Source organism: Pseudoalteromonas sp. NGC95 (assembly GCF_015864705.1).
GTDB lineage: Bacteria > Pseudomonadota > Gammaproteobacteria > Enterobacterales > Alteromonadaceae > Pseudoalteromonas > Pseudoalteromonas arctica.
Map to the genome: position 1 here is coordinate 94,268 of NZ_JADYWR010000007.1, position 20,046 is coordinate 114,313.

Below are 20,046 nucleotides of genomic sequence, written 5' to 3' on the forward strand. Positions count from 1 at the left end.
AAAAGCACTGAACTAACGAGTCGTTCAGTGCCTGCTCATATTACTATGAAAGTAGAGCTATATCATTCTGCTTTAAACACTTAGCTATACCGCCAACAACATCGTTGTTATTCAACTCATTAATTAACACTTCGCCTTGAGCTTGCTGCTCATCACTAAGCGGTAAGTACGGTAATCTAAATACAGGGTTTACTGCACCTGTCATCATCAATGCGGTATTAATGGCAATCGGGTTTGGTTCACAGAACAACCAGTTCATTAATGGTTGTAACGACGCATTTAGCTCGTTACTTGGCGTATCCATTAACTGACGGAATAACCCAGGTATTAAGTTAGAAGTAACCGAAATAACACCGTGCGCTTTATGTGTGTGGCGCGCATCATGACTTTCGTCATCGTTACCCGACCAACATGCAATACCTTGTTGTTCATAATGGGCAATACGTTCATTACCGCCACACTCTTTTACACCAATAAAATATTCATGCTTAGCGAGTGGCTCAATAATATCAGGTGTTAGGTCTTGACCTGTTCGCCCTGCTACGTTGTAAATAAAGGCAGGTCCAATATCAAGTACGCGCTTAAAGTGCTCTTTAACACCCGCAATAGACGTACGTCCGTAATATGGATTAATTTGCAGTGCTGCATCCATACCGCTGGCAAAGCCATATTTAGTTGCTTTAATCGCTTCACGAGTGTTGTTACTACCGGTATTACCAACAATAACCAGTTTGTCACCATACTTGTTTGCACTGTGCGCTATAAGCATTAAATGCTCTTCCCAGTTCATTAACTGGCCTTCGCCTGTTGTGCCACCAACTACAATGCCGTCAACGCCTGCTGCAATTTGTATTTCTACGAGTTCATCGTACTTTGCCAGGTCTATTTCACCGTTTGCTAAGTATGGCGTTTTAATAGCTGTAATAAGGCTTGCTTGTTTAATTTGGTCTAGGGTGCGCATAAAAAATCATTATTTATAAAACTTGCGCTATTTGTAACATAATTGCCGGTACTTTTGGAGGTGTAAACCCACATTTAATTATAAAATCTCTTGTGTTATTAAGTTTGGTAATACAAAATGAATAACTGTATATATGAACAGTGCTTTATTTTTAACTATACCAGAGGCTTTATGCGTTTATCTGATTACTTAGCAACTCATTTTTATAACACCGATGAACTGTGCCAAGCATTAAATATAGATGCAGATACACTTTTAGCTTGGCAAGAGCGAAGTGTTTTCCCCAAACCAAGTTACTGTATTAAAAGTCAACTTAGCTGCAGCTCATATTCAGGTTTGTATGAATGCGAAGAGTATGACGACTATTACCCGCGCGGCTGTGTTAATTGGGGTCAAGGTCTTTTAAAACAAAAAATAGAATCATCAAGCCATGCTTTTAATTATTTTGCACAGCAATATACTGCAAGCCTAACTAAACTCGCTCAGCAAGGATTTACGTTTAGCGAAGAGCTATTTGGCTGCGAAATAGACGAACACTTGCAGCAAATTTGGCAACAGTTTTTATGCAGTAAGTACGGCGTGCTTACTCAAAATGGATTAATAGACGAAATAGTCTCGGTAGATATTGGCAGGCTATTAGTTGACGACATTACAGAACTGCGCAGTAAAGCGAGCTTAAACCAAGAAGAAAGAGCGCTACTGCACCCCGCCATGAAGCTTTTAAACAAAGCATTAGGGCATGGCGCCGATCATGAAAAACAACACACATTACGCACCCGCTATATAGATGCACTTATTTTAAAATACGACTTATCTATAAAATAGTTTTGCAATAGTTTGATTATTTATCATTTTAGGATTATTTTACGAAAAACAAGATCTGTTAACTTAATTGTTACGTAAAACATGATTTAAAGGCACTGACTCAATGACAATCAAAACAAAAATAAGTGTAATTTCTGCTGTAATCACTATCCTATCTTTTAATACGCTAGCTAAAGCTAACCACGAAATAGCAAATGACGACATAATAAAAATGCAGCGTGCAGCACTTGCTAAAAACACTGCGAATAAAGGCTTTGGCCCACAATCTCCACGCAATATTGATAATTATAAAGGCGAAAACACCGTAGTTTTCTCTCATGCCCCAACTTCATCAAATATGAACTTATGTAATATACACTTTCATAAAAATGCTGAACATGCCGGTGGCGAGTTTAGTAAATATGCCGGAAATGGTAATGGAAAAGGCTTTAAAAGTGGCTACTTATATTCAGGCTCTTTAACTAAAAGTGAAAGTAAACCAGCAAAAATTGAAATTTGTCCGAGCGATCACGGCGCGCTTTTAGTTGGCGATACCATTGAGGTTCATAACGTTCATACGTCAGCAATTGTAAAACCAGGCCCTACCTTGGGTAGCTGTTTAAGTGATTCGATTAAAAATCCGCAACTACGTGTTGAAGCTCAAGTATATGTATTAGTAAACGATGCTAACGCACTTGATTTTGCTCAAATAAGCGCCGTGTCATCTGTTAATGGTTACTATCAAGCTATTGCTACACCTACAAATACGGGTAAACCGGTTGTTTATAGCGGTTCAACTACTGGCCCTAGTTACAACGAGGCAGGCTCTCCTTTTCAAGTAACATGGTCAGTTAAACCAAAAGTAGCAAAGGTTGATATAAACAGTGTTGGCAAATGGTGTGAAAGTAACACATTTAATGAAGATCACGCTCACGGCGTACGAAATCTCGTAATAAATCCTGCATTACTCTCTAAAATCAATAATTAAAATTTAGCCAAATAAAAAATAACCCGCTAATTAGTGGGTTGTTTTATTATGACCGTTAAAATGAGTATTACGCTTAATGGGATAAAAATGTCACATTAAATGTATTTAAATCTTCATATGTAATACATGTTTGCTCATTGGTATTAAGCTCAACTACACCACAGTAAGAACCAGTTATAAACACTTGCCCTGCTTTTAAATTAATTCCCTTTGCTGATAAGTAATTAACCGCCCAATAAAGTGGAAGCTGCGCAAGCTCTGCAGGGTGCACACCTGCCAAGTTTAACTCCAGCTCAGTTTGCTTAACGTTAATATTTACAGTACTTGCGTTATACGCTTTGGCTTTATCTATTTGCGGGCCTAAATACACGCCTTGATTAGATAGGCCATCGGCCAGCTTTTCAATGTGAGTGCTTGGAGTGTCTTCATCAAACCTTTTTTGAATAAGCTCAAGTGCTAAATGGGCGCTGGCAAATGCAGTATCTACGTCTTCATTTGTATAGGTTTTATTACTTGGTAAATCGCTTTGCAAAATAAATGCAATTTCTGGTTCTATCAGCGCTTTGTTGTTTGTTGTATACAGTGGGCAATTTTCAGCTTGTTTTATAGGTGCATGTAAAAGAGGCGCTAATATAATTGAGCCATCATCTAAAGGCAGCATACACTTCCAGCCATATACAGTTTGATCATTTAAGTAAATCATCAACTTTTGTACTTCTATTGCATCGTCAGTCGAGTCTAGTACTAACTCTTTAGGAAAGTTTGAACGTGCTGGGTTTTCATCTCTTTGTGCTAATAAGTGAGTAGCAATTAGTTTTAGCTGTATTGAGTTGTTCACATAAATCTCTTTAAAATACGTTACTGGTTAAGCAGTAAATAGGAAGGGTTATATTATTAATGTATTAGCTTAGGCATTAGAACATCATGTTAAATGCCTATAATTAAAATTGTATTTAAAACAAAGCGTGGTGATTATTTAAGTATCAATAGATTTAAGCGAACGTAAAAACAACCCTAAGCCGCCAAACGCTAAAATTATAATAACAATCAAATCAAACGACGTCATAGTTCGCATACTAAATCGCACACTCGATATAACGCCAAATATTAGTGCGGTTAACGAACCTAGAGATAGCACCCAGCCTAAAATATTTTTAGAATTATAAAAAATCAGACCCACACCAAAAATAAATGGGATCATAACCATGCCGCCTGTAACGCCAAAGCCACCTAAAGCATTAACACTATAAATGCGAGAACTTAGTCCAAAATTAGAGGTCACCGAAATTGCGTTTAGCAGCATATAAAAGCCACCGCACATCATAATCAAACCAATAAAAAAATGCCCAATACCACCAGAACTTCCACCCGCACCTTTCATTATTAATTATTCCTTTTATATTTTTAACTTAATCGTTTTAAATGGTAATTACTCGGCTATTAACATTGACCGCAGTCTACATAATCAATCAGTGCAAACGCGAAAGCACTTATCGCGTGATTACATGCCAAATAACATAAAACCAAGATAAAAAACCGTGCAAAATTGCCCATAACACAGACTCGTTAGCACTCCATGAAATAGCAATTGCTAGGGCTGTACCAAAAGAGACTCCATATTTTACTATTTCATTTCTTGAGTTTCTCATTAATTATATTCCTAATTTTTAACTTGTTAGCTGTTTGATTTGCTTACTAAAACTGAAAGCTCTTTACCATCAATATTGATACTTGCTTCTTTGCCTAGTTCAACAACTAAAGAGGGAGCCATATGTTTTCCACCTAGTTTTAGGTCAGTTGCTAAACCAACAGTAGAATCATCAATTGGCGTTACTGTAAGAGCAAAACTATACGAATTATCAATTGAAACTGACGCCTCTTCATTTGAATTGACTACTAAAACAGGTGAACCAATTAAGTTTTTATTATCATAAAACTTGGCATTCACTACAAAACTATCATTAGCTTGTGCAAATGAGGCAAAGCCTAACAACGCTACTATTGCGATTAATTTTTTCATTATTATCTCCATATAAATTATACAGTTTAAAGCTGTTAAGGCTTTATTGGCTGTGATTTTTTAGCTAGCAATTTACCAGCTAATGATTAAAAACTTATGTTATAGCTCTGATGACATAACCAACGCCCAGCGAACTAATATAGAACAACACTCCAAATACACTAATATCAATGAGTAGCTTTAGAATGTCAAAAGTATCTGTAAACACAAGATACTCAAAAGCAAATAAGTGAAATATAACTTTTGATCCAAAATACGCAGTTAATAAAGGAATTACAAAAATAAGAATAGATTGATTAGATTTATTAATTTCCATACCCATGTCTCCATTATTAGTTTAATTAACTCAGCTCTAAAAATATAACACACAAAAAATATATAAATAGTTTGCTATTTTGAGTCTCATATTGAGTACCACTCGAACTATTTACGGCTGACTAAAATGCCATATTATATTTCTATAATTTACACCAGAGAACTTTAATGTAAACAACAAATTAAATAGGCTATTTATTAGAGTGGGTTGTGATACCAAAACGACTTTTAATAAAGTTATGAACCTCTTTTGATTTCGACGCACTACGAATGCGAATTAACAAAAAGAGTCCTAATAGGTTTCATTGATATTGGCGAAGTTGTGTATTTAGGCAGGTTGAAGTGTAAGAATAAAAGGTGATGTAGGTTAACAGCACCTATTTGAGTATTTACTTTATGATATGTAATTTAACTAAGTATTTTAATACGTACCATAATAGGCACTATAAAAAGAATTTAACCAATTGATTTATATACATCAATACTACTATTGGTTAAAAGCCCAGTAACTTGCGTACCAAACGCTTTAAAGTGTGGCTCGTTTTTATGCGCTTCAAAGTGCTCGTCAGACGCCCACTGTTCACTAACTACATAGTCGGTATGTTCATCATCACTTTTTACCGATAGTTCATAACGTAAGCACCCTACTTCTTGGCGCGATGACTTTTGTAAGTTTTCAAGTGCTGTAAGCATTACATCTGCATCAATATTTTTGCACGACAGTGCCGCTATAACCGTTAACATGTGTATTCCTTTTAAAAGTTAAGGTGTAGATAATCTACACCTTAAAATATTTAGTTTAACTTTGCGTTTGGGGTAAATTTACTGATCCCACTGCGGCGCAAATTCTGGTGTTGCTTGGCGGTCGCCACAATCTAGGCCATCAATGCGGGCTATGTCTTCATCATCTAATTTAACGTGGTCGTTAAAGTTATCTTCTAAGTTTTTACGCTTAGTTGATGATGGAATTGTCGTCATGCCGCTGGCGTTAACCCACGCTAGAACAACTTGTGCTGGACTTGCATCGTGCTTTTTAGCAATGTCGATAATGGTTTGATCTTTAAGTACTTTACCTACTACAAATGGCATGTATGCTGTTACATGAATGTCGTGCTGAGCACAAAATGCGCGTAATTTAGTATTAGTTAAATATGGGTGAACCTCAACCTGATTGGTAAATATTTCACGCGAGTCGAGTGTTTGCATTGCTTCATTTAAGTTTGCAATGGTGAAGTTTGATACACCAATGTGCTTAGTTAAACCAAGCTGCTTAGCTTTTAGTAATTCAGTAAGGTATTCACTCATTGGCTCGTCGTTAGCGGGCGATGGCCAATGAATTAGCAGTAAGTCGACCGAATCAACTTGTAGCTTTTCAAGTGACTTTTTAACGCTTGGGATAAAGTCGCTTTTATTTAATTTGTTATTCCACACTTTGGTAGTTAAGAATATTTCACTGCGCGGAATATTACTATCTTTTATGGCTTGACCTACTTGCTCTTCGTTGCCATAAATTTGTGCGGTATCAATATGGCGAAACCCAACTTCGAGTGCCATTTTTACTGAGTTATAGGCAGTGTCGCCCTCTAAGCGGAATGTTCCCATACCGAGTTCTGGCATTTCTATTACACGTTTTGTCATGGTTTATCCTTATAAAATAATCGGTTTGAAATACAAACTTTTAAAAGTTTTACGAAATACACCTTTTACTTCTTATTACGACTGTCACTTAAAAATCTATGACCTCATAACAGGTATGAGGTCATTAATTTTAGTTTCAAGGTTAGGGTCTGTTAATCTTTAGAGATTACATTTGCAGCAGTGTATTTGGTATTTAGGCAAGGCAGAGCCTATGCAGTGTGGTTGTTCCACATTAATAGGCGATAACGCAGCATAAATGCCAAATACGCGCTGCCTGTAGGTTCTTCCTAGGGTGGATTTACTCTTTGTCCCTCGATTTTTACTTAGCCCACTAGGTTACAAACCTCGCTCCGTGATTAAATCCTCCCTAGATTGAACAAATTTAATCCTAAAAGGTCAACAGACCCTGCTAAGGCTTTATGCTTGCTGAATTTCACGTTTATCAAGCATACCGCTGTAGCGTGTAACACCAAGTGCTAAAACAGAGATAACGGCGCCTATCCATGCTGTATCTTGCAGGGTCATATTCTCTACTACGCTACCGCCAATAATTGAGCCAAGTGCAATACCAATATTAAATGCGGCTATGTTTAAACCTGATGCAACATCTACCGCATTGGGCGTGTGCTTTTGTGCTTGCTTTACTACATAAAGTTGCAAGCCTGGCACATTACCAAAAGCAAATGCGCCCCAGACTAAAATAGTAAGTACAGCAGCAATTTTTGATTCCATCGTAAAAGTAAATATCAGTAAAATAATACTCAAAGCGCTGAATATAATGCTCAGTGCGCTAATTGGGCCGCGTTTGTCGGCCAACTTTCCACCCCAAATATTACCTATCGCTACCGATACACCGTAAACAAGCATTATTAAAGCAATAGCCGAAGGCGCAAAACCTGTTTGTTGCTCTAAAATAGGTGCTAAATAAGTAAACGCTGTAAACGTGCCGCCGTATCCCAATATCGTCATTAAATACACGAGTAATAAACGCGGTTTTACAATTACTTGTAGTTGTTCTTTAAACGTGGCTGGTATTGATTGTTTTAAGTTTTTTGGCACTAAAATAGAGCTGCCGATTAATGCAATTAAACCTAATACCGACACAACTAAAAACGTTGCACGCCAACCAAAGTGTTGTCCAATCCATGTACCTAATGGCACACCGGTTACTAGTGCTACAGTAAGCCCGGTAAACATAATGGCAATTGCACTGGCTTCTTTGTCTTTGCTTACTAGACTTGTGGCAATCATCGATCCGATTGAAAAAAACACACCATGGGCAAGCCCCGTTAAAATGCGCGCAAGTATTAATGTTTCGTAACTTGGCGCTTGCCAAGCAAGTAAGTTGCCCAATACAAACAAGCCCATTAAGCTTATTAAGACCACTTTACGATTCCAACGACCCGTTAAAGCTGTTAGCACCGGTGCACCAATAGCAACGCCAACCGCATATAAACTTACAAGCAAACCCGCTGAAGGTAGGCTTACGCCTAAGTCGTTTGCAATGGTGGGTACTAATCCCACTATTACAAACTCAGTTGTTCCTATTGCAAATGCGCTTAAGGTAAGCGCCCACAAAGCCAATGGCATAGTTATGTCCTCATTAATATTTGAAGAATGTAGTTTGGCTAAAATATCGTTTGCAAAAAATAGCATTAGTGACAAAATACTTTTGTTAATAATGCAAAGATGGTGTTGGTATACTTATGGCTGTTCATTCAAAAACTGAAGATTTAGAAACGTTTATAACGGTAGTAGATTGCGGAAGCTTTTCGGGGGCAGCTAATTTGCTCGATCAACAAGTGGCTAAAGTGTCGCGAGCTGTATCACGCCTTGAAAATACACTGCAATGCACTTTACTAAACAGAACAACACGCCGATTAGAACTTACCGAAGAGGGCCATACTTTTATAAAATATGCGCGCGAAGGATTAAATACGCTTTATACCGGTGAAGAAGCCATAAAGCTTTTAAAACAAGCGCCAAGTGGCAAGCTGCGAATAGATGCGGCAAGCCCTTTTGTATTGCACCAACTTACGCCTTTAATTGGAGAATTTGCTAAGCAATACCCTCACATAACGCTTGATATAACCTCACACGACAGCATTATTGATTTACTTGAACATAAAACCGATTTAGCCATACGCATTGGTGATTTAAAAGACTCAAACTTACATGCTCGTAAACTCGGCAGCAGTCAGTTACGTATTGTAGCCAGCCCAGAATATATAAAAAACAACGCAGCAATTACACAAGTAGATGACTTACAAAACCATAAGTTAATTGGTTTTAGTGACTCCCCTAAATTAAACACTTGGCCGTTAGTAAAGCCCGCTTTATTTACGTTTTCGCTTAGCGCAAGCAGCGGCGAAACAGTGCGCCAACTATGTATTGCAAACCAAGGCGTTGCGCTACTTTCTCACTTTATGATTGGCAATGACCTAAAAACAGGTAAATTAGTTGAAGTGTTACCCAGTGCAGTTAGCTCACCTAATAACCGAGAGGTTGTACAAGCCGTGTATTATAAAAACAGTGCGGTATCGTCTCGAATTGTGGCTTTTTTAGATTTTATAAAGCCACGACTAAGCTTATAACTATATTAAAAAGCAAGTTAAATTATGCTTGGTTATTAAAAAGCAAACCTGAGTGTTTACTATCCGAAGATGATGAAAACATTGAATCCATTAAAGTAGATACATTTTTACGCACTGATAATTGTATTGACGATAGCTCACTGTCGAGTTGCTTTTTAAGTTCGCTTAGCTCTTCTACCGCTTCCCCTGTGGGCGTATCAGAACTATTGGTCATTTCTCTTATTTTACTCTGTAAATCTTTAATTGACTCGATCGCTTTATTCATTTGAACTGCTGAATTGTCTCTCGAATCTTCTGTTTCGCTGCTAATGATAGACTTTGCGTCTTCAGTAGCTGCAGTAGAGCTCGTAGTTTTTTCGGCGTCTTTATTTAAAGAAGAGTCTGCTTTAGCCTCTGAACTTTTACTAGGATCATCCGTTTTTACAGTGTTTTTATTTAAATTACTTAGGTTTGAATAGCCATTGTCATTGTATAACTGCGAAGAAAGAGTTCCAAAATTCATTTTTGCCTCATGTGTCTAAAAATTGACGACTTCATTTTTATAATTAGAGGCAATTATCATTCCAAATATGGTAACAAATTGACCATCCGTATTTTAAACGGGAACAGGACTTATAAGTCGCCACGGGGTATTATTTTGCTTAATTTAAAATGCGAGGAAAGCTATACTTTTAAAATACGCCTGCGAAAGGCTAAATATTTTATGCACAGATGAAAACGCCATAAAGCTTTAAAACAAGCGCCAAATGGCAAGCAACTAATAGATGCGGCAAACCCTTTTGTATTGCATCAACTTACGCCTTTAATTGGTGAATTCGCTAAGTAATACCCTCACATAACGCTTGATATAACCTCACACGGCAGTACTATTAATTTACTCGAGCATAAAACAGACTTAGCCATACGTATTGGTGATTTATGAGATTCGAACTTACATGCTCGTAAACTTGGCCGTTAGTAAAACTCATTTTATTTACGTTGTCGCTTAGCGCAAGCAGCGGCGAAACAGTGCGGTATCATCGCGAATTGTGGCTTTTTTAGATTTCATAAAGCTTAGGCTTAGTTTATAAGCTCTGTATATTAATACTAATATGCTTATTAAATGTTTTAACCGATTTTTTGACGCTTTTTAATAATCAAAAAGTATAAATAACAAAAGTAGTAATTAAAGGTATTAATTAAAATGGATTCTTTAACGCAGGTAGCATTAGGCAGTGCTGTAGGTTATGCGGTGTTAGGCAATAAAATAGGTCGAAAAGCCGTTTTATGGGGAGCAATTCTAGGCACGCTCCCTGATTTAGATGTATTTTTGCCATATGGCGGATCTGTAGAAGCATTTACTTATCACCGTGGCTTTAGCCATTCGTTATTAATACATTTATTAATTAGCCCGCTCATTGTATGGCTAATATTAAAAGTACACGCGGGAATGCAAATTTATAAAGTGCGCTGGTTTTGGCTAGTATTTTTAAGTTTATCTACACATGCCCTATTAGACAGCCTAACGGTATACGGTACACAACTACTCTGGCCTTTTACTGAGTACCCCTTTGCGGTTTCTAGTGTGTTTATTATTGACCCCGCTTACACGCTTCCTTTATTAATTGGCGTAATATGTACGCTAATACCCAAAATAAAAGCAGCAACGGCTTATCGTATAAATGCAGCGGCTTTAGTTTTAAGTAGTCTATATTTATTTTGCGCTTTAATTTTAAAAGTAAATATTGATGACAAAGTAAAAACGGCTCTCAACAACAGACAAATACCAGTAAATGCGTATGTTAGTACGCCTGCTCCGCTAACCACTTTGCTGTGGCGTATTGTTGTGATGTCTGACGGACAATACTACGAAGGTTATGCATCAGTATTTGACGCACCCAGCGATGTTACATTAACGGCTTATCAAACAACGCCTTCACTGTTAAATAATATTAGCGATGAATGGGCTATAAAACGCTTGCAGTGGTTTACTAAAGGGTTTTATTCGGTACGCCAACAGCAAAGCAATATTGTACTTTCTGATTTACGTATGGGCATGGAGTGCAACTATGTGTTTAATTTTGTAGTGGGTCAAAAAAATGATTCAGAAGTGAGCATTGGTAACTTTGAAAAAATAAGTCAAAGACCAAACTTAAACAATCTTCATAAAATATGGAACAGGGTTTGGCAACCAAATGTGTCTTTAGCATCACCCGCGGCAAAAAATGACTGCAATAGCGAATAACGGCATATTATAAGATTCATACTAGCATGAGGAAGTTAAGTGAAGTTCAAGCAGCAATTAAACTAAATAGTTCACTAAAGTGATTGCTGCTTTTTTTGCTGATACATTGCAACATCAGCATCTTGAATCATATCCTCAACTGATTTACCTGTATCGTGTTTAAAGTGTGTTACCCCTACACTGTAGTCAATTTTGTATGGCTTGTTTAAGGTATTATTAGCATGCGCTATTGCATCCGCAAACCTTTGTAAAACAAACTCTGCTTTTGTCTCGTCTGAGTCGCTTAACATCGCAACAAATTCATCTCCGCCAAGTCGACCTATGACTTCACAATCACGAAATGAACTAAGCATAATTTGTGCAAATTTATTTAATACAAAATCGCCTTCGTGGTGTCCATAAATATCATTAATTTGTTTAAACTTATTGAGATCAAACAATATAAACGACATTGATACTTTATTTCGCCTACATACATTTAGCGTATGTTCGGCAAGGTTTAAAAAGCCACGTCGATTAGAGATTCTTGTTAACTCATCAATTGTGGCTAGTTGAATTGATTGAATTTCTCGCTCGACTAACGTGCCTAAATCTCTTAGTAATTGTTTTTCTTCATCATTGAGTTGTCTAGGTTTATTATCGGCAAGGCACAAAGTGCCTATAATGACTCCCTCCCTTAATTTTAAAGGAAAACCTGCATAAAAGCGTACTTTAGGATCGCCTGTAACAAAGGGGTTATCAAAAAACCTTTCGTCTTGAGCTGTATCTGGGATTATTAATAACTCGTCTTGATTTATGGTGTGGCCACAAAATGAGGTTTCGCGAGGAAGCTCAGGCGCATCGAGCCCCTGTCTTGATTTAAACCACTGGCGGTCTTCGTCAATCAAAGTAACCAATGAAATAGAAACATTAAACATACGCTTGGCAATACGAGTAACACGATCAAATCGCTCTTCATGAGACGTATCTAGAATTTTTAATGCTCTAAGCGCGTGTAATCGCTCAGCTTCGTTATTTGGAATCTCAGGTTTAATCATTAAAGCTCTATTAATTTTAAATGTTTTATAAATTACGAAACTGGAGCGAATATTTTCGAGTATATAATCCGATAAACTTATTTAAACTATAAACAGTCTGCCTATTCAAACTAGAACATTACCTAAAAATAGCAATAAATAAATATTTATAAATATCAGTAAGTCGTGCCTAAATAAAGATAAGATTCAATCCGCAAAAAATTATGATTTAAACAGGTGGGAGTAGTGGTTGATACAACATAGCTACTCTTTAATGAAAAAGTAGTAGTGGCTATTTAGTTTTATTTAAATAACCACTGGATTTGGCATACTTACAAAAATAAACACTTTAATTTTGGTGCTCATATTGTCCACGGTAAACTTCAAATACTTTTAAAACAGTATGTTGCTCTTTAGTTAGGTTATCAAACCAATCATCAAACAGCTCATCATCTTCTTGCTCGCTTAGTGCCATATACCTTGCTAGTAACTCTACAATATCATTGTGGTTGCAGGTTAAAGGATTTACTTGTTGCGCCAAGGTACTGTGGTCGCGCTCTCTTAGGGTTTCCATCACCCCTTGATCTATTTGTTCTTGTTGTTGTGTTGCGTCACTCATACATAACCTCTGTAATAACTTTATAACCGTATTTGTTAACGTTTTAACTCTTAAATATAGTTATAACAGCCTAAACGCCAATAGCCAGCATTTTTGATTCAAGTGCTTATTTTTTGATTTGTTTGCGCAAATAGCCAGCAATTACGGCCTTTTTGATGAACATTTAAATAATTTGCAATGGGAGAATAAATACGTTAAATTAAAATGATATACTATCACATATCATTTATTGAGGCGTATTATGAAACCAAATATTCATCCTGATTACCACGTGGTTGCTTTTCACGATACCGCTGCCGATTCTTACTTTATTATTGGCTCAACCATAAAAACGAGCCGCACAGTAGAAATAGACGGTAATACATATCCATACGTACCTATTGATGTATCAAGTGACTCGCACCCATTTTATACAGGCAAGCAAAAAACAACCGCTACAGATGGCCGCGTTGCGCAGTTTAATCGTCGTTTTAAAAGTTTATCGACTGTTAAAAAGGAAAATGTATGAAAGTATTAAGCTCTCTTAAAAGTGCTAAGCAACGTCAGGGGTGTCAAATTGTAAAACGCAAAGGCCGCGTATTTGTAATTTGTAAAAACAACCCACGCTTTAAAGCAGTACAAGGAATGAAAAAGAAATAAGTTAAACGGGGATGCTCAACATATAATTAGGTAGCTTGCTTAAGCTACCTAATTTAGGGGGGACTATTTTACCACGACTGAAAACTCTGGCACTGCCTGAATTACTTTTTTTACCGTACAGGTATTAACGGCTGCAATAAGCGCCTTTTTATATTTATCCGGGAAGCCTTCTGGTAAGTTAATCTCAATTGAAAATAGCTTTTTACCGTTGTCATCTACATTTTCGTTATTTTGAGTAAGCGTCATACCTTGCGTTGAAATATCACGCTGCTCGCAAAACTTACGCGCATAAAAACCCGCACATAAAACCATACTTACTAAAAAATAATCAAACGGTTCTGGATACTCTGCATTGCCACCAGCGTTTACGCTTTGATCGCTTATTACTTCTAGGTCGCCAAATTTAGCGCTTTGCTTTTGGCCTTCTAACATTGAAACTGAAATTTCCATTGTGTTTCCTTATATTTATTGCTGCAGATACCTTTAACGCAATTAGCTTAAAAGTAGCTACTAAAGACACATATAGTCTAGGTTTATGAACCGAACAGTAATTCAAAGAACCCTGGAGGCTCGTGTAACTCATGATATTTTTTACGTAAATTATCTATATTTTTCAGTGGTTCTTTTGCCGCACTTAGCCCCTGCTCGTTTGCTGCTTTTTTTGCAAGTTCAGCTTGAGCAATCACTTTATCAAGGCCCTGCAATGACTGCTCAGGTTTTTTGTAAAACTTACCTGTTTTACTCACTTTAACCAGCTTTATAAATTCATCAATCGCAGTATTAAATTCACTAAGTTGAGTTGCCTGCACCGCTTGTTTATATGCAAGGCCCGTGTTTTTCATATTTACTTCAAGATCGACTTCTTGCTGCGCAAAAGACATTGAACTAAACGCAAAGGTAAAAATAATAACTAAATACTTCATGGTAAAACCTATTAATTAAAAACACCTAAATTGTATCAAGTTTACGTAGCAAAGTAACTTTACGAGCTGTTATGAGCACTTTGAGCTGTAAAGGGGGTTTACAAATTAATCATTTTAAAGCCGCAATAGTGAAAAATATTCAAATAACGATTTTTTTGAATAAAAAACACCTAATAAAAATCACTTTAAAAGAGTAATAACACACATAACCTTTACAAATAAGTACATATAACACTCGCTGACAACTTCATATAAATAAAAATTTATATGTGAATAATTATAAACTGCAAAAAATTGACTTAAAAAACAACTTAAAATTTAACAAATAAAAACCAATGTTAATAACTAAAACATATAAGAAAAACTAAATGTAAAAACACCACAGTAAATCATTTAAAGGGCCTTTGTAATTAATACCAAAAACCACAACAACCGTCCTTCAGATTAATTCAAGTTGCTTATTTTACAACAAGTTAGTTACTTTAAATAAAATAATCAGCATGCAATAATCGCCGCCCTCATAAAAAATTATAGGGATTTATCCAAATACAAACTGCATTTGGATAAAACTACATTGTACTTAATTACTATGAAACATTCTCTGGGAATCAAATGAAGCGTCATAATTTACTTTCTACTAGCATTAAATGTGCATTAATTACTGCTGCTGCAACAGCAAGTAATTCTGTGCTTGCACAAGATGAGCAAGCAACAAAAATTGAACGTGTTGAAGTGACGGGTTCACGTATTTTACGTGAAGGTGCTATTGCACCTGCCCCTGTAACAGTTATCAGTGGCGAGCAGCTAATGAACACTGGCGCGGTAAACATTGGTGAAGCGCTAAATAACTTACCAGCACTTGGCAATACATATTCTATGGCTAACTCTGGCCGTTTTATTGGTACTGCGGGTTTAAATATTCTTGATTTACGTAACATGGGTACAGACCGTACTTTGGTACTTGTAAATGGTAAGCGTCATGTATCAAGCTCTGCAGGTTCTCAATCTGTAGATACCAACACTATTCCAAGTGTATGGGTTGAACGTGTAGAGATAATTACTGGTGGTGCATCTGCTGTATACGGTGCTGATGCGGTAACAGGTGTTGTTAACTTTATATTAAAAGACAACATTGAAGGCATGGACTTTAGCGTTACACGTGGTTTTGCCGATTTAAGCAGCTACAACAACGAAAAAGCAACGTTCTCATACGGTTCTAACTTTAACAACGACCGTGGTAATGCAGCTTTTGCTATTGAGTACTCAGGCCAAGATTCATTAAATGCGCTTGATCATCCTTGGACAAGTACTTCTTTTAGAAGCTTACGCAGAGAAGTTTTACCTGGTGAAGATACAAATAGCTTAGACTTTCCTGATAAAATTTTAACGCCAAATGCAGGTTATTACGCTATTAATAACGCGGGGGTTTACGCACTCGAAGATTCAACTAAGTTTATCAATAGCTTTAACCCTGATAGCAGCGCCCGTGATTTATACATAGGTAATAATGTAGATTTGTATTCATGTGCAGAATGTGACTTTTTCAACTTAGGTCAATTTGAAGAAATTCAACCTGAGTTTGAGCGTTACAACGTAAACTTTAAAGTTAACTACGATGTTACCGACGACTTAAACGTTTACTTTGATGCTAAATATGTAAACAGCCAAGGTGAAAGCATAGGGCAACCTGCATTTTTCTTCTTTGACGATGAAAACAGCATTAAAATCGACAACCCTTACCTAGACCCAGCCATCAAAGCGCGTATGGAAGAACAAGGTGTTGATTCGATCATGGTTAACCGCATGATGACCGACCTAGGCCGCCGCATTGAAAACAATACCCGTGAAACAACGCGTTTTGTTACCGGCTTAAAAGGCACTGTGTTTGAAGATTGGGAATTAGATACATCAGTTGTTTATGGCCAAACTGATCTAGAGCGTGAAAACGGCGCTAACATGATTGTAGCCAACTACTTTAATGCACTTGATGCCGTTGAAGATACAAATGGTAACGTAGTATGTCGTAGTGCTGCAGCCCAAGCTGATGGCTGTGTTCCTGTAAATATTATGGGGTTTGGTTCGCCATCTCAACAAGCCATTGATTACATTAATACGGTATCTGTTGGCACATCAACTATTAAGCAAACAGTTATTTCTGGCTCACTTGCTAATGGCGCTATTTTTGAATTACCAGCGGGTTATGTGGGTGTTGCATTTGGTGCTGAGTACCGTAAAGAAGAAAGCGAAACTAAGGAGCCTGATAACGCAGATGGTACTTTCTTTAATGCTTTGGGCGAAGATAAGGGTTCGTTCAACGTACGCGAGGTATTTTTTGAAGCGTCTATGCCAATTTTAACTGACTTACCGCTTATTCAAGACTTAGTGTTTGATACAGCAGTACGTCATGCTGATTACAGCACTATTGGTGATGCCACAAGCTGGAAACTTGGCCTTGATTGGACTGTAAATGATGAGCTACGTGTACGTGTAACTCAATCTGCAGCACTTCGTGCACCTAACATTAGTGAAGTATTTGGTGCAGCAAGCCAAACTTTCTACAATGTAGACGACCCGTGTCGCGCCGACAACCTTGGTGATTTATCAAACGGAGCAACCCGCACTGCAAATTGTGCCGCGTTAGGTGTAGCGAGTGATTTCAACTCAGGTTACGATTCAGCGTCATTAGATGGTTTAACAAGCGGCAACCGTGATGTAAAAGGTGAAGAGTCAACAAGTACAACTGTAGGTATTGTTTACCAACCAGAGTTTTTAGAAAATGCGCTACTTACTATTGATTACTGGGAAATTGAACTTGAAGATGCAATTGACACAATTAACGCGCAAGACATTCTTGATCGCTGTGTAGATAGCGCAACAGGTATAAACAATCAGTACTGTAACTTAATTACACGTAATGCTAATGGTGAAATTACTTTAATTCAAAACTCAGTACTAAACGTTGCCGGTCAAAAGGCATCAGGGGTAGATTTTGAACTAGGTTACGACTTTGACGCGCTTGAAGGTAGCTTTAAAACACGCTTAATTGGTACTTACTTAATTGAACGTAAAGATTATCCGTTCCAAGACGACCCTAGTAACTACATTGAATACGCAGGCACGGCAGGTGAAGCTAAATGGCAAACTAACCTATCTGTAAGCTATGTTATGGATAACTTTTTCTCAACAGTTGAAACACGCTTTTTGAGTGAAGTAGAGCTATACACAAATTTTGAACTTGATAGCAACCCTAACCCAAGTAATCAAATGTCTTACGGTAAATACTTTATTACTGATATGACTGTAGGTTACAACTTTAATAGCGGTTTAGGCGTTAAAGTAGGTGTTGATAACGTATTTAACCGTAAGCTTCCGTACGGTACTCGCGGTACAGGTGAAAACAGCGCAAGTTATGACAACATTGGCCGCTTTGGCTACATTAACTTAAGCTACAGCTTATAATTAATAAAATAATTTATTAGTTAAAACAAAGGCTCGCAGTGCGAGCCTTTTTTATACACTTTATTTAATATTACTCAGCCACACGCTTTGGTATGGTTCTAGCTCTATCGTTAATTGGCTTTCTTCAATCGTTTTATTTGCCACCAAATCAAACCACTTTTGGGTGTTAATTAAGTTTAAGTCGGCCAATGTGAGCGTTTGTGGTTTATCGCTAATGTTATAAACACAAAATATACTTTGGCGCCTGTCAATGCTTTGTCTCCAAAAACCAAACAACCCGCCTGCTAAATGCAGCGTAAACTGTGTAGCATTGGGGTGAAAGGCACTCTGCTTTTTGCGTACTGCCAATAAGCTTTTTATGCCGTTAAACACTTTATGATGATGACTATACTTTTCACCAATTGCAGCCAGTAGCTTTGACTCTTGCCAACGATGACGATTTATAGCGCGGTTATGCTGTGAATTTTCAAATCGGTCGTAATCGTTAGTTGTACCCAACAAACTATGAATATAAAGCCCTGGGATACCTTCAAGTGCAAACATAATTGCGTGAGCACACATAAATCGCTCAAGGCCAAACTTATCGGGGCCATTGTGCGTCCCTTGAAGTGCATCAAATAAAGCAATATTTAGCTCGTACGGTGTATGTGTGCCATCGTTACTTGTACGCATAGATACACGACCACCAAACTGCATGGTTGTACTTACTAGTGACGCCACTTCGCTGGGTTGTAGTAAACCTTCAATTGGTCTGAGCCCTATTCCATCGTGCGAAGCTATAAAGTTAAAGTATGCAGTACCATTTTGCGCAGGCGGCATACTCATCATCCAATGCTTAATTGCTGTGCTATCGCCGCTAAGTAATGTGTGTAGCAACAATGGCGGTAAGGCAAAGTTATAAATACTGTGCGCTTCGTTGGCATTACCAAAGTACGATAGGTTTTCTTGGTTTGGAATATTGGTTTCGGTAATTATAACTACGCTGGGCTCTGCGTGCTCAATAAGTGTTCGCATTAGCCTTACGGCTTCATGTGTTTGCGGCAAGTTAATACAACTTGTATTAAGCTGTTTCCACAAAAATGCAACCGCATCGAGTCTAAATAAACGTACGCCATTGTCTAAATAATGCCTAATTATTCCCACAAACTCTTTAAATACATCAGGATTGCCAAAGTCAAAATCAACCTGATCGTGACTAAACGTACACCATACGTGCTTTTCACCGCTTGGCGTTGTTACAGTATTTAATAACGATGAGGTTCGCGGGCGTACAACTTGGCTTAAATCATCCGTTAAGCTGGCCGTTTTAAAGTAGTCTTTACCAGGGTGTAAATCGTTTAAAAAGTTCTCAAACCATACGCTTCTGCTTGAGCAATGGTTAATAACTAAATCTGCCATTAACTTTACGTCTTTAGCGATGTTTTGAATATCGCCCCAATCACCTAACGACTCATTCACTTGCACGTAGTTCATTACGGCAAAGCCTTCATCTGAGCTATACGGGTAAAATGGCAATATATGCAGCGCATTTAACTGCATATCACATTGCTCTTTTATAAACCGGTGTAGTGTTTTAAGCGGTGCCTCCATTGGGCTCGATACAGCAAATTCACTATCATCATGTTTAATAATAGAGTCGCCATAAGCAATCAATACTATATCTTGTTCATCCCACCGGTTTGTATGGGGGGTCGGGTCGCGCAGTGCATTGCTACCTAATATAATTTTAATGAGTTGCTGAGCAAGCTCAGTAACCGATAAAGGCAGCTCAACCCCCTCATAAATAATATGAAGATGTTGCTCTACTCGTTGTAAAAATAATTCGCTAACTGTGCTCACATGCGCC

At 37.5% G+C, this 20,046-nt stretch carries 21 protein-coding genes and 1 pseudogene; 8 read left to right on the forward strand and 14 right to left on the reverse strand.

Annotated features, from left to right (window positions below):
- Positions 1-43: 43 nt before the first annotated feature.
- Positions 44-961: a 4-hydroxy-tetrahydrodipicolinate synthase gene (dapA, locus tag I6E70_RS08460; protein WP_165722736.1), complete on the reverse strand. Its 918-nt coding sequence runs from the start codon at positions 959-961 to the stop codon at positions 44-46.
- A gap of 171 nt (positions 962-1,132) precedes the next feature.
- On the opposite strand from dapA, the gene I6E70_RS08465 reads away from it, so the two are divergent.
- Both I6E70_RS08465 and I6E70_RS08470 read left to right on the forward strand, forming a co-directional pair.
- On the forward strand, positions 1,133-1,786 hold the full coding sequence (locus tag I6E70_RS08465; RefSeq protein WP_024591738.1) for a DUF6058 family natural product biosynthesis protein: 654 nt from the start codon (positions 1,133-1,135) through the stop codon (positions 1,784-1,786).
- 103 nt (positions 1,787-1,889) lie between these two features.
- Positions 1,890-2,753 carry a delta-class carbonic anhydrase gene (locus I6E70_RS08470; RefSeq protein WP_197188506.1) on the forward strand — a complete coding sequence of 288 codons (864 nt, stop codon included), beginning with the start codon at positions 1,890-1,892 and terminating at the stop codon, positions 2,751-2,753.
- A 73-nt stretch (positions 2,754-2,826) separates the two neighbouring features.
- Here the strand turns inward: I6E70_RS08470 and I6E70_RS08475 are convergent, their stop codons facing one another.
- The 7 genes from I6E70_RS08475 to I6E70_RS08505 form a co-directional block, all read right to left on the reverse strand.
- Positions 2,827-3,591, reverse strand: coding sequence for a 2-keto-4-pentenoate hydratase (locus tag I6E70_RS08475; RefSeq protein WP_197188507.1), 765 nt, complete (start codon positions 3,589-3,591; stop codon positions 2,827-2,829).
- A 138-nt stretch (positions 3,592-3,729) separates the two neighbouring features.
- Positions 3,730-4,134 (reverse strand): hypothetical protein, encoded by a 405-nt coding sequence (locus I6E70_RS08480; RefSeq protein WP_002958658.1) that lies wholly within the window; start codon positions 4,132-4,134, stop codon positions 3,730-3,732.
- 294 nt (positions 4,135-4,428) lie between these two features.
- On the reverse strand, positions 4,429-4,773 hold the full coding sequence (locus tag I6E70_RS08485) for a hypothetical protein (RefSeq protein ID WP_197188508.1): 345 nt from the start codon (positions 4,771-4,773) through the stop codon (positions 4,429-4,431).
- A 94-nt stretch (positions 4,774-4,867) separates the two neighbouring features.
- Positions 4,868-5,089 carry a hypothetical protein gene (locus tag I6E70_RS08490; protein ID WP_197188509.1) on the reverse strand — a complete coding sequence of 74 codons (222 nt, stop codon included), beginning with the start codon at positions 5,087-5,089 and terminating at the stop codon, positions 4,868-4,870.
- A gap of 455 nt (positions 5,090-5,544) precedes the next feature.
- Complete coding sequence (locus tag I6E70_RS08495; RefSeq protein ID WP_002958660.1) at positions 5,545-5,832, reverse strand: putative quinol monooxygenase; 288 nt, start codon at positions 5,830-5,832, stop codon at positions 5,545-5,547.
- Positions 5,833-5,910: 78 nt separating this feature from the next.
- A complete protein-coding gene (gene dkgB, locus I6E70_RS08500; RefSeq protein WP_024591732.1) occupies positions 5,911-6,726 on the reverse strand; it encodes a 2,5-didehydrogluconate reductase DkgB in 816 nt (271 codons plus the stop codon).
- A gap of 417 nt (positions 6,727-7,143) precedes the next feature.
- Positions 7,144-8,316: an MFS transporter gene (locus tag I6E70_RS08505; protein ID WP_024593033.1), complete on the reverse strand. Its 1,173-nt coding sequence runs from the start codon at positions 8,314-8,316 to the stop codon at positions 7,144-7,146.
- A 116-nt stretch (positions 8,317-8,432) separates the two neighbouring features.
- Here I6E70_RS08505 and I6E70_RS08510 point away from each other — a divergent pair, with 116 nt between their 5' ends.
- Positions 8,433-9,320, forward strand: coding sequence for a LysR family transcriptional regulator (locus I6E70_RS08510; RefSeq protein ID WP_007580854.1), 888 nt, complete (start codon positions 8,433-8,435; stop codon positions 9,318-9,320).
- 22 nt (positions 9,321-9,342) lie between these two features.
- Here the strand turns inward: I6E70_RS08510 and I6E70_RS08515 are convergent, their stop codons facing one another.
- Positions 9,343-9,822, reverse strand: a complete 480-nt coding sequence (locus I6E70_RS08515; protein WP_197188510.1) for a hypothetical protein — start codon at positions 9,820-9,822, stop codon at positions 9,343-9,345.
- A 169-nt stretch (positions 9,823-9,991) separates the two neighbouring features.
- Here I6E70_RS08515 and I6E70_RS20655 point away from each other — a divergent pair.
- A pseudogene (locus tag I6E70_RS20655) lies at positions 9,992-10,239 on the forward strand (LysR family transcriptional regulator); the annotation flags it as partial.
- Positions 10,240-10,503: 264 nt separating this feature from the next.
- A complete protein-coding gene (locus tag I6E70_RS08520; RefSeq protein WP_010553067.1) occupies positions 10,504-11,544 on the forward strand; it encodes a metal-dependent hydrolase in 1,041 nt (346 codons plus the stop codon).
- Between the two features lie 74 nt (positions 11,545-11,618).
- Here I6E70_RS08520 and I6E70_RS08525 read toward each other — a convergent pair whose 3' ends face one another.
- On the reverse strand, positions 11,619-12,581 hold the full coding sequence (locus tag I6E70_RS08525) for a sensor domain-containing diguanylate cyclase (protein WP_024593037.1): 963 nt from the start codon (positions 12,579-12,581) through the stop codon (positions 11,619-11,621).
- A gap of 328 nt (positions 12,582-12,909) precedes the next feature.
- Positions 12,910-13,179 carry a hypothetical protein gene (locus I6E70_RS08530; protein ID WP_007580861.1) on the reverse strand — a complete coding sequence of 90 codons (270 nt, stop codon included), beginning with the start codon at positions 13,177-13,179 and terminating at the stop codon, positions 12,910-12,912.
- Between the two features lie 241 nt (positions 13,180-13,420).
- Between I6E70_RS08530 and I6E70_RS08535 the strand changes: the two genes are divergently transcribed.
- Both I6E70_RS08535 and ykgO read left to right on the forward strand, forming a co-directional pair.
- On the forward strand, positions 13,421-13,687 hold the full coding sequence (locus I6E70_RS08535) for a type B 50S ribosomal protein L31 (protein WP_197188511.1): 267 nt from the start codon (positions 13,421-13,423) through the stop codon (positions 13,685-13,687).
- The gene (gene ykgO, locus I6E70_RS08540) at positions 13,684-13,818 is read left to right on the forward strand and encodes a type B 50S ribosomal protein L36 (RefSeq protein ID WP_197188512.1); all 135 of its coding nucleotides are present in this window, start codon (positions 13,684-13,686) and stop codon (positions 13,816-13,818) included. Before I6E70_RS08535 ends, ykgO begins: the two co-directional genes overlap by 4 nt.
- Positions 13,819-13,881: 63 nt before the next feature.
- On the opposite strand, the gene I6E70_RS08545 is transcribed toward ykgO, so the two are convergent.
- Both I6E70_RS08545 and I6E70_RS08550 read right to left on the reverse strand, forming a co-directional pair.
- Positions 13,882-14,268 carry an OsmC family protein gene (locus I6E70_RS08545; RefSeq protein ID WP_024591728.1) on the reverse strand — a complete coding sequence of 129 codons (387 nt, stop codon included), beginning with the start codon at positions 14,266-14,268 and terminating at the stop codon, positions 13,882-13,884.
- 83 nt (positions 14,269-14,351) lie between these two features.
- A complete protein-coding gene (locus I6E70_RS08550) occupies positions 14,352-14,741 on the reverse strand; it encodes a cytochrome b562 (RefSeq protein WP_007580869.1) in 390 nt (129 codons plus the stop codon).
- Between the two features lie 612 nt (positions 14,742-15,353).
- On the opposite strand from I6E70_RS08550, the gene I6E70_RS08555 reads away from it, so the two are divergent.
- Positions 15,354-18,200 (forward strand): TonB-dependent receptor plug domain-containing protein, encoded by a 2,847-nt coding sequence (locus I6E70_RS08555; protein ID WP_197188513.1) that lies wholly within the window; start codon positions 15,354-15,356, stop codon positions 18,198-18,200.
- A gap of 60 nt (positions 18,201-18,260) precedes the next feature.
- Here the strand turns inward: I6E70_RS08555 and I6E70_RS08560 are convergent, their stop codons facing one another.
- On the reverse strand, positions 18,261-20,039 hold the full coding sequence (locus I6E70_RS08560; protein ID WP_197188514.1) for a sugar phosphorylase: 1,779 nt from the start codon (positions 20,037-20,039) through the stop codon (positions 18,261-18,263).
- Positions 20,040-20,046: the final 7 nt, after the last annotated feature.

Coding starts and splice junctions, on each gene's coding strand:
- dapA (WP_165722736.1), bottom strand. CDS start 961: ATGCGCACCCTAGACCAAATTAAACAAGCAAGCCTTATTACAGCTATT.
- I6E70_RS08465 (WP_024591738.1), top strand. CDS start 1,133: ATGCGTTTATCTGATTACTTAGCAACTCATTTTTATAACACCGATGAA.
- I6E70_RS08470 (WP_197188506.1), top strand. CDS start 1,890: ATGACAATCAAAACAAAAATAAGTGTAATTTCTGCTGTAATCACTATC.
- I6E70_RS08480 (WP_002958658.1), bottom strand. CDS start 4,134: ATGAAAGGTGCGGGTGGAAGTTCTGGTGGTATTGGGCATTTTTTTATT.
- I6E70_RS08485 (WP_197188508.1), bottom strand. CDS start 4,773: ATGAAAAAATTAATCGCAATAGTAGCGTTGTTAGGCTTTGCCTCATTT.
- I6E70_RS08490 (WP_197188509.1), bottom strand. CDS start 5,089: ATGGAAATTAATAAATCTAATCAATCTATTCTTATTTTTGTAATTCCT.
- I6E70_RS08495 (WP_002958660.1), bottom strand. CDS start 5,832: ATGTTAACGGTTATAGCGGCACTGTCGTGCAAAAATATTGATGCAGAT.
- dkgB (WP_024591732.1), bottom strand. CDS start 6,726: ATGACAAAACGTGTAATAGAAATGCCAGAACTCGGTATGGGAACATTC.
- I6E70_RS08505 (WP_024593033.1), bottom strand. CDS start 8,316: ATGCCATTGGCTTTGTGGGCGCTTACCTTAAGCGCATTTGCAATAGGA.
- I6E70_RS08510 (WP_007580854.1), top strand. CDS start 8,433: ATGGCTGTTCATTCAAAAACTGAAGATTTAGAAACGTTTATAACGGTA.
- I6E70_RS08515 (WP_197188510.1), bottom strand. CDS start 9,822: ATGAATTTTGGAACTCTTTCTTCGCAGTTATACAATGACAATGGCTAT.
- I6E70_RS08520 (WP_010553067.1), top strand. CDS start 10,504: ATGGATTCTTTAACGCAGGTAGCATTAGGCAGTGCTGTAGGTTATGCG.
- I6E70_RS08525 (WP_024593037.1), bottom strand. CDS start 12,581: ATGATTAAACCTGAGATTCCAAATAACGAAGCTGAGCGATTACACGCG.
- I6E70_RS08530 (WP_007580861.1), bottom strand. CDS start 13,179: ATGAGTGACGCAACACAACAACAAGAACAAATAGATCAAGGGGTGATG.
- I6E70_RS08535 (WP_197188511.1), top strand. CDS start 13,421: ATGAAACCAAATATTCATCCTGATTACCACGTGGTTGCTTTTCACGAT.
- ykgO (WP_197188512.1), top strand. CDS start 13,684: ATGAAAGTATTAAGCTCTCTTAAAAGTGCTAAGCAACGTCAGGGGTGT.
- I6E70_RS08545 (WP_024591728.1), bottom strand. CDS start 14,268: ATGGAAATTTCAGTTTCAATGTTAGAAGGCCAAAAGCAAAGCGCTAAA.
- I6E70_RS08550 (WP_007580869.1), bottom strand. CDS start 14,741: ATGAAGTATTTAGTTATTATTTTTACCTTTGCGTTTAGTTCAATGTCT.
- I6E70_RS08555 (WP_197188513.1), top strand. CDS start 15,354: ATGAAGCGTCATAATTTACTTTCTACTAGCATTAAATGTGCATTAATT.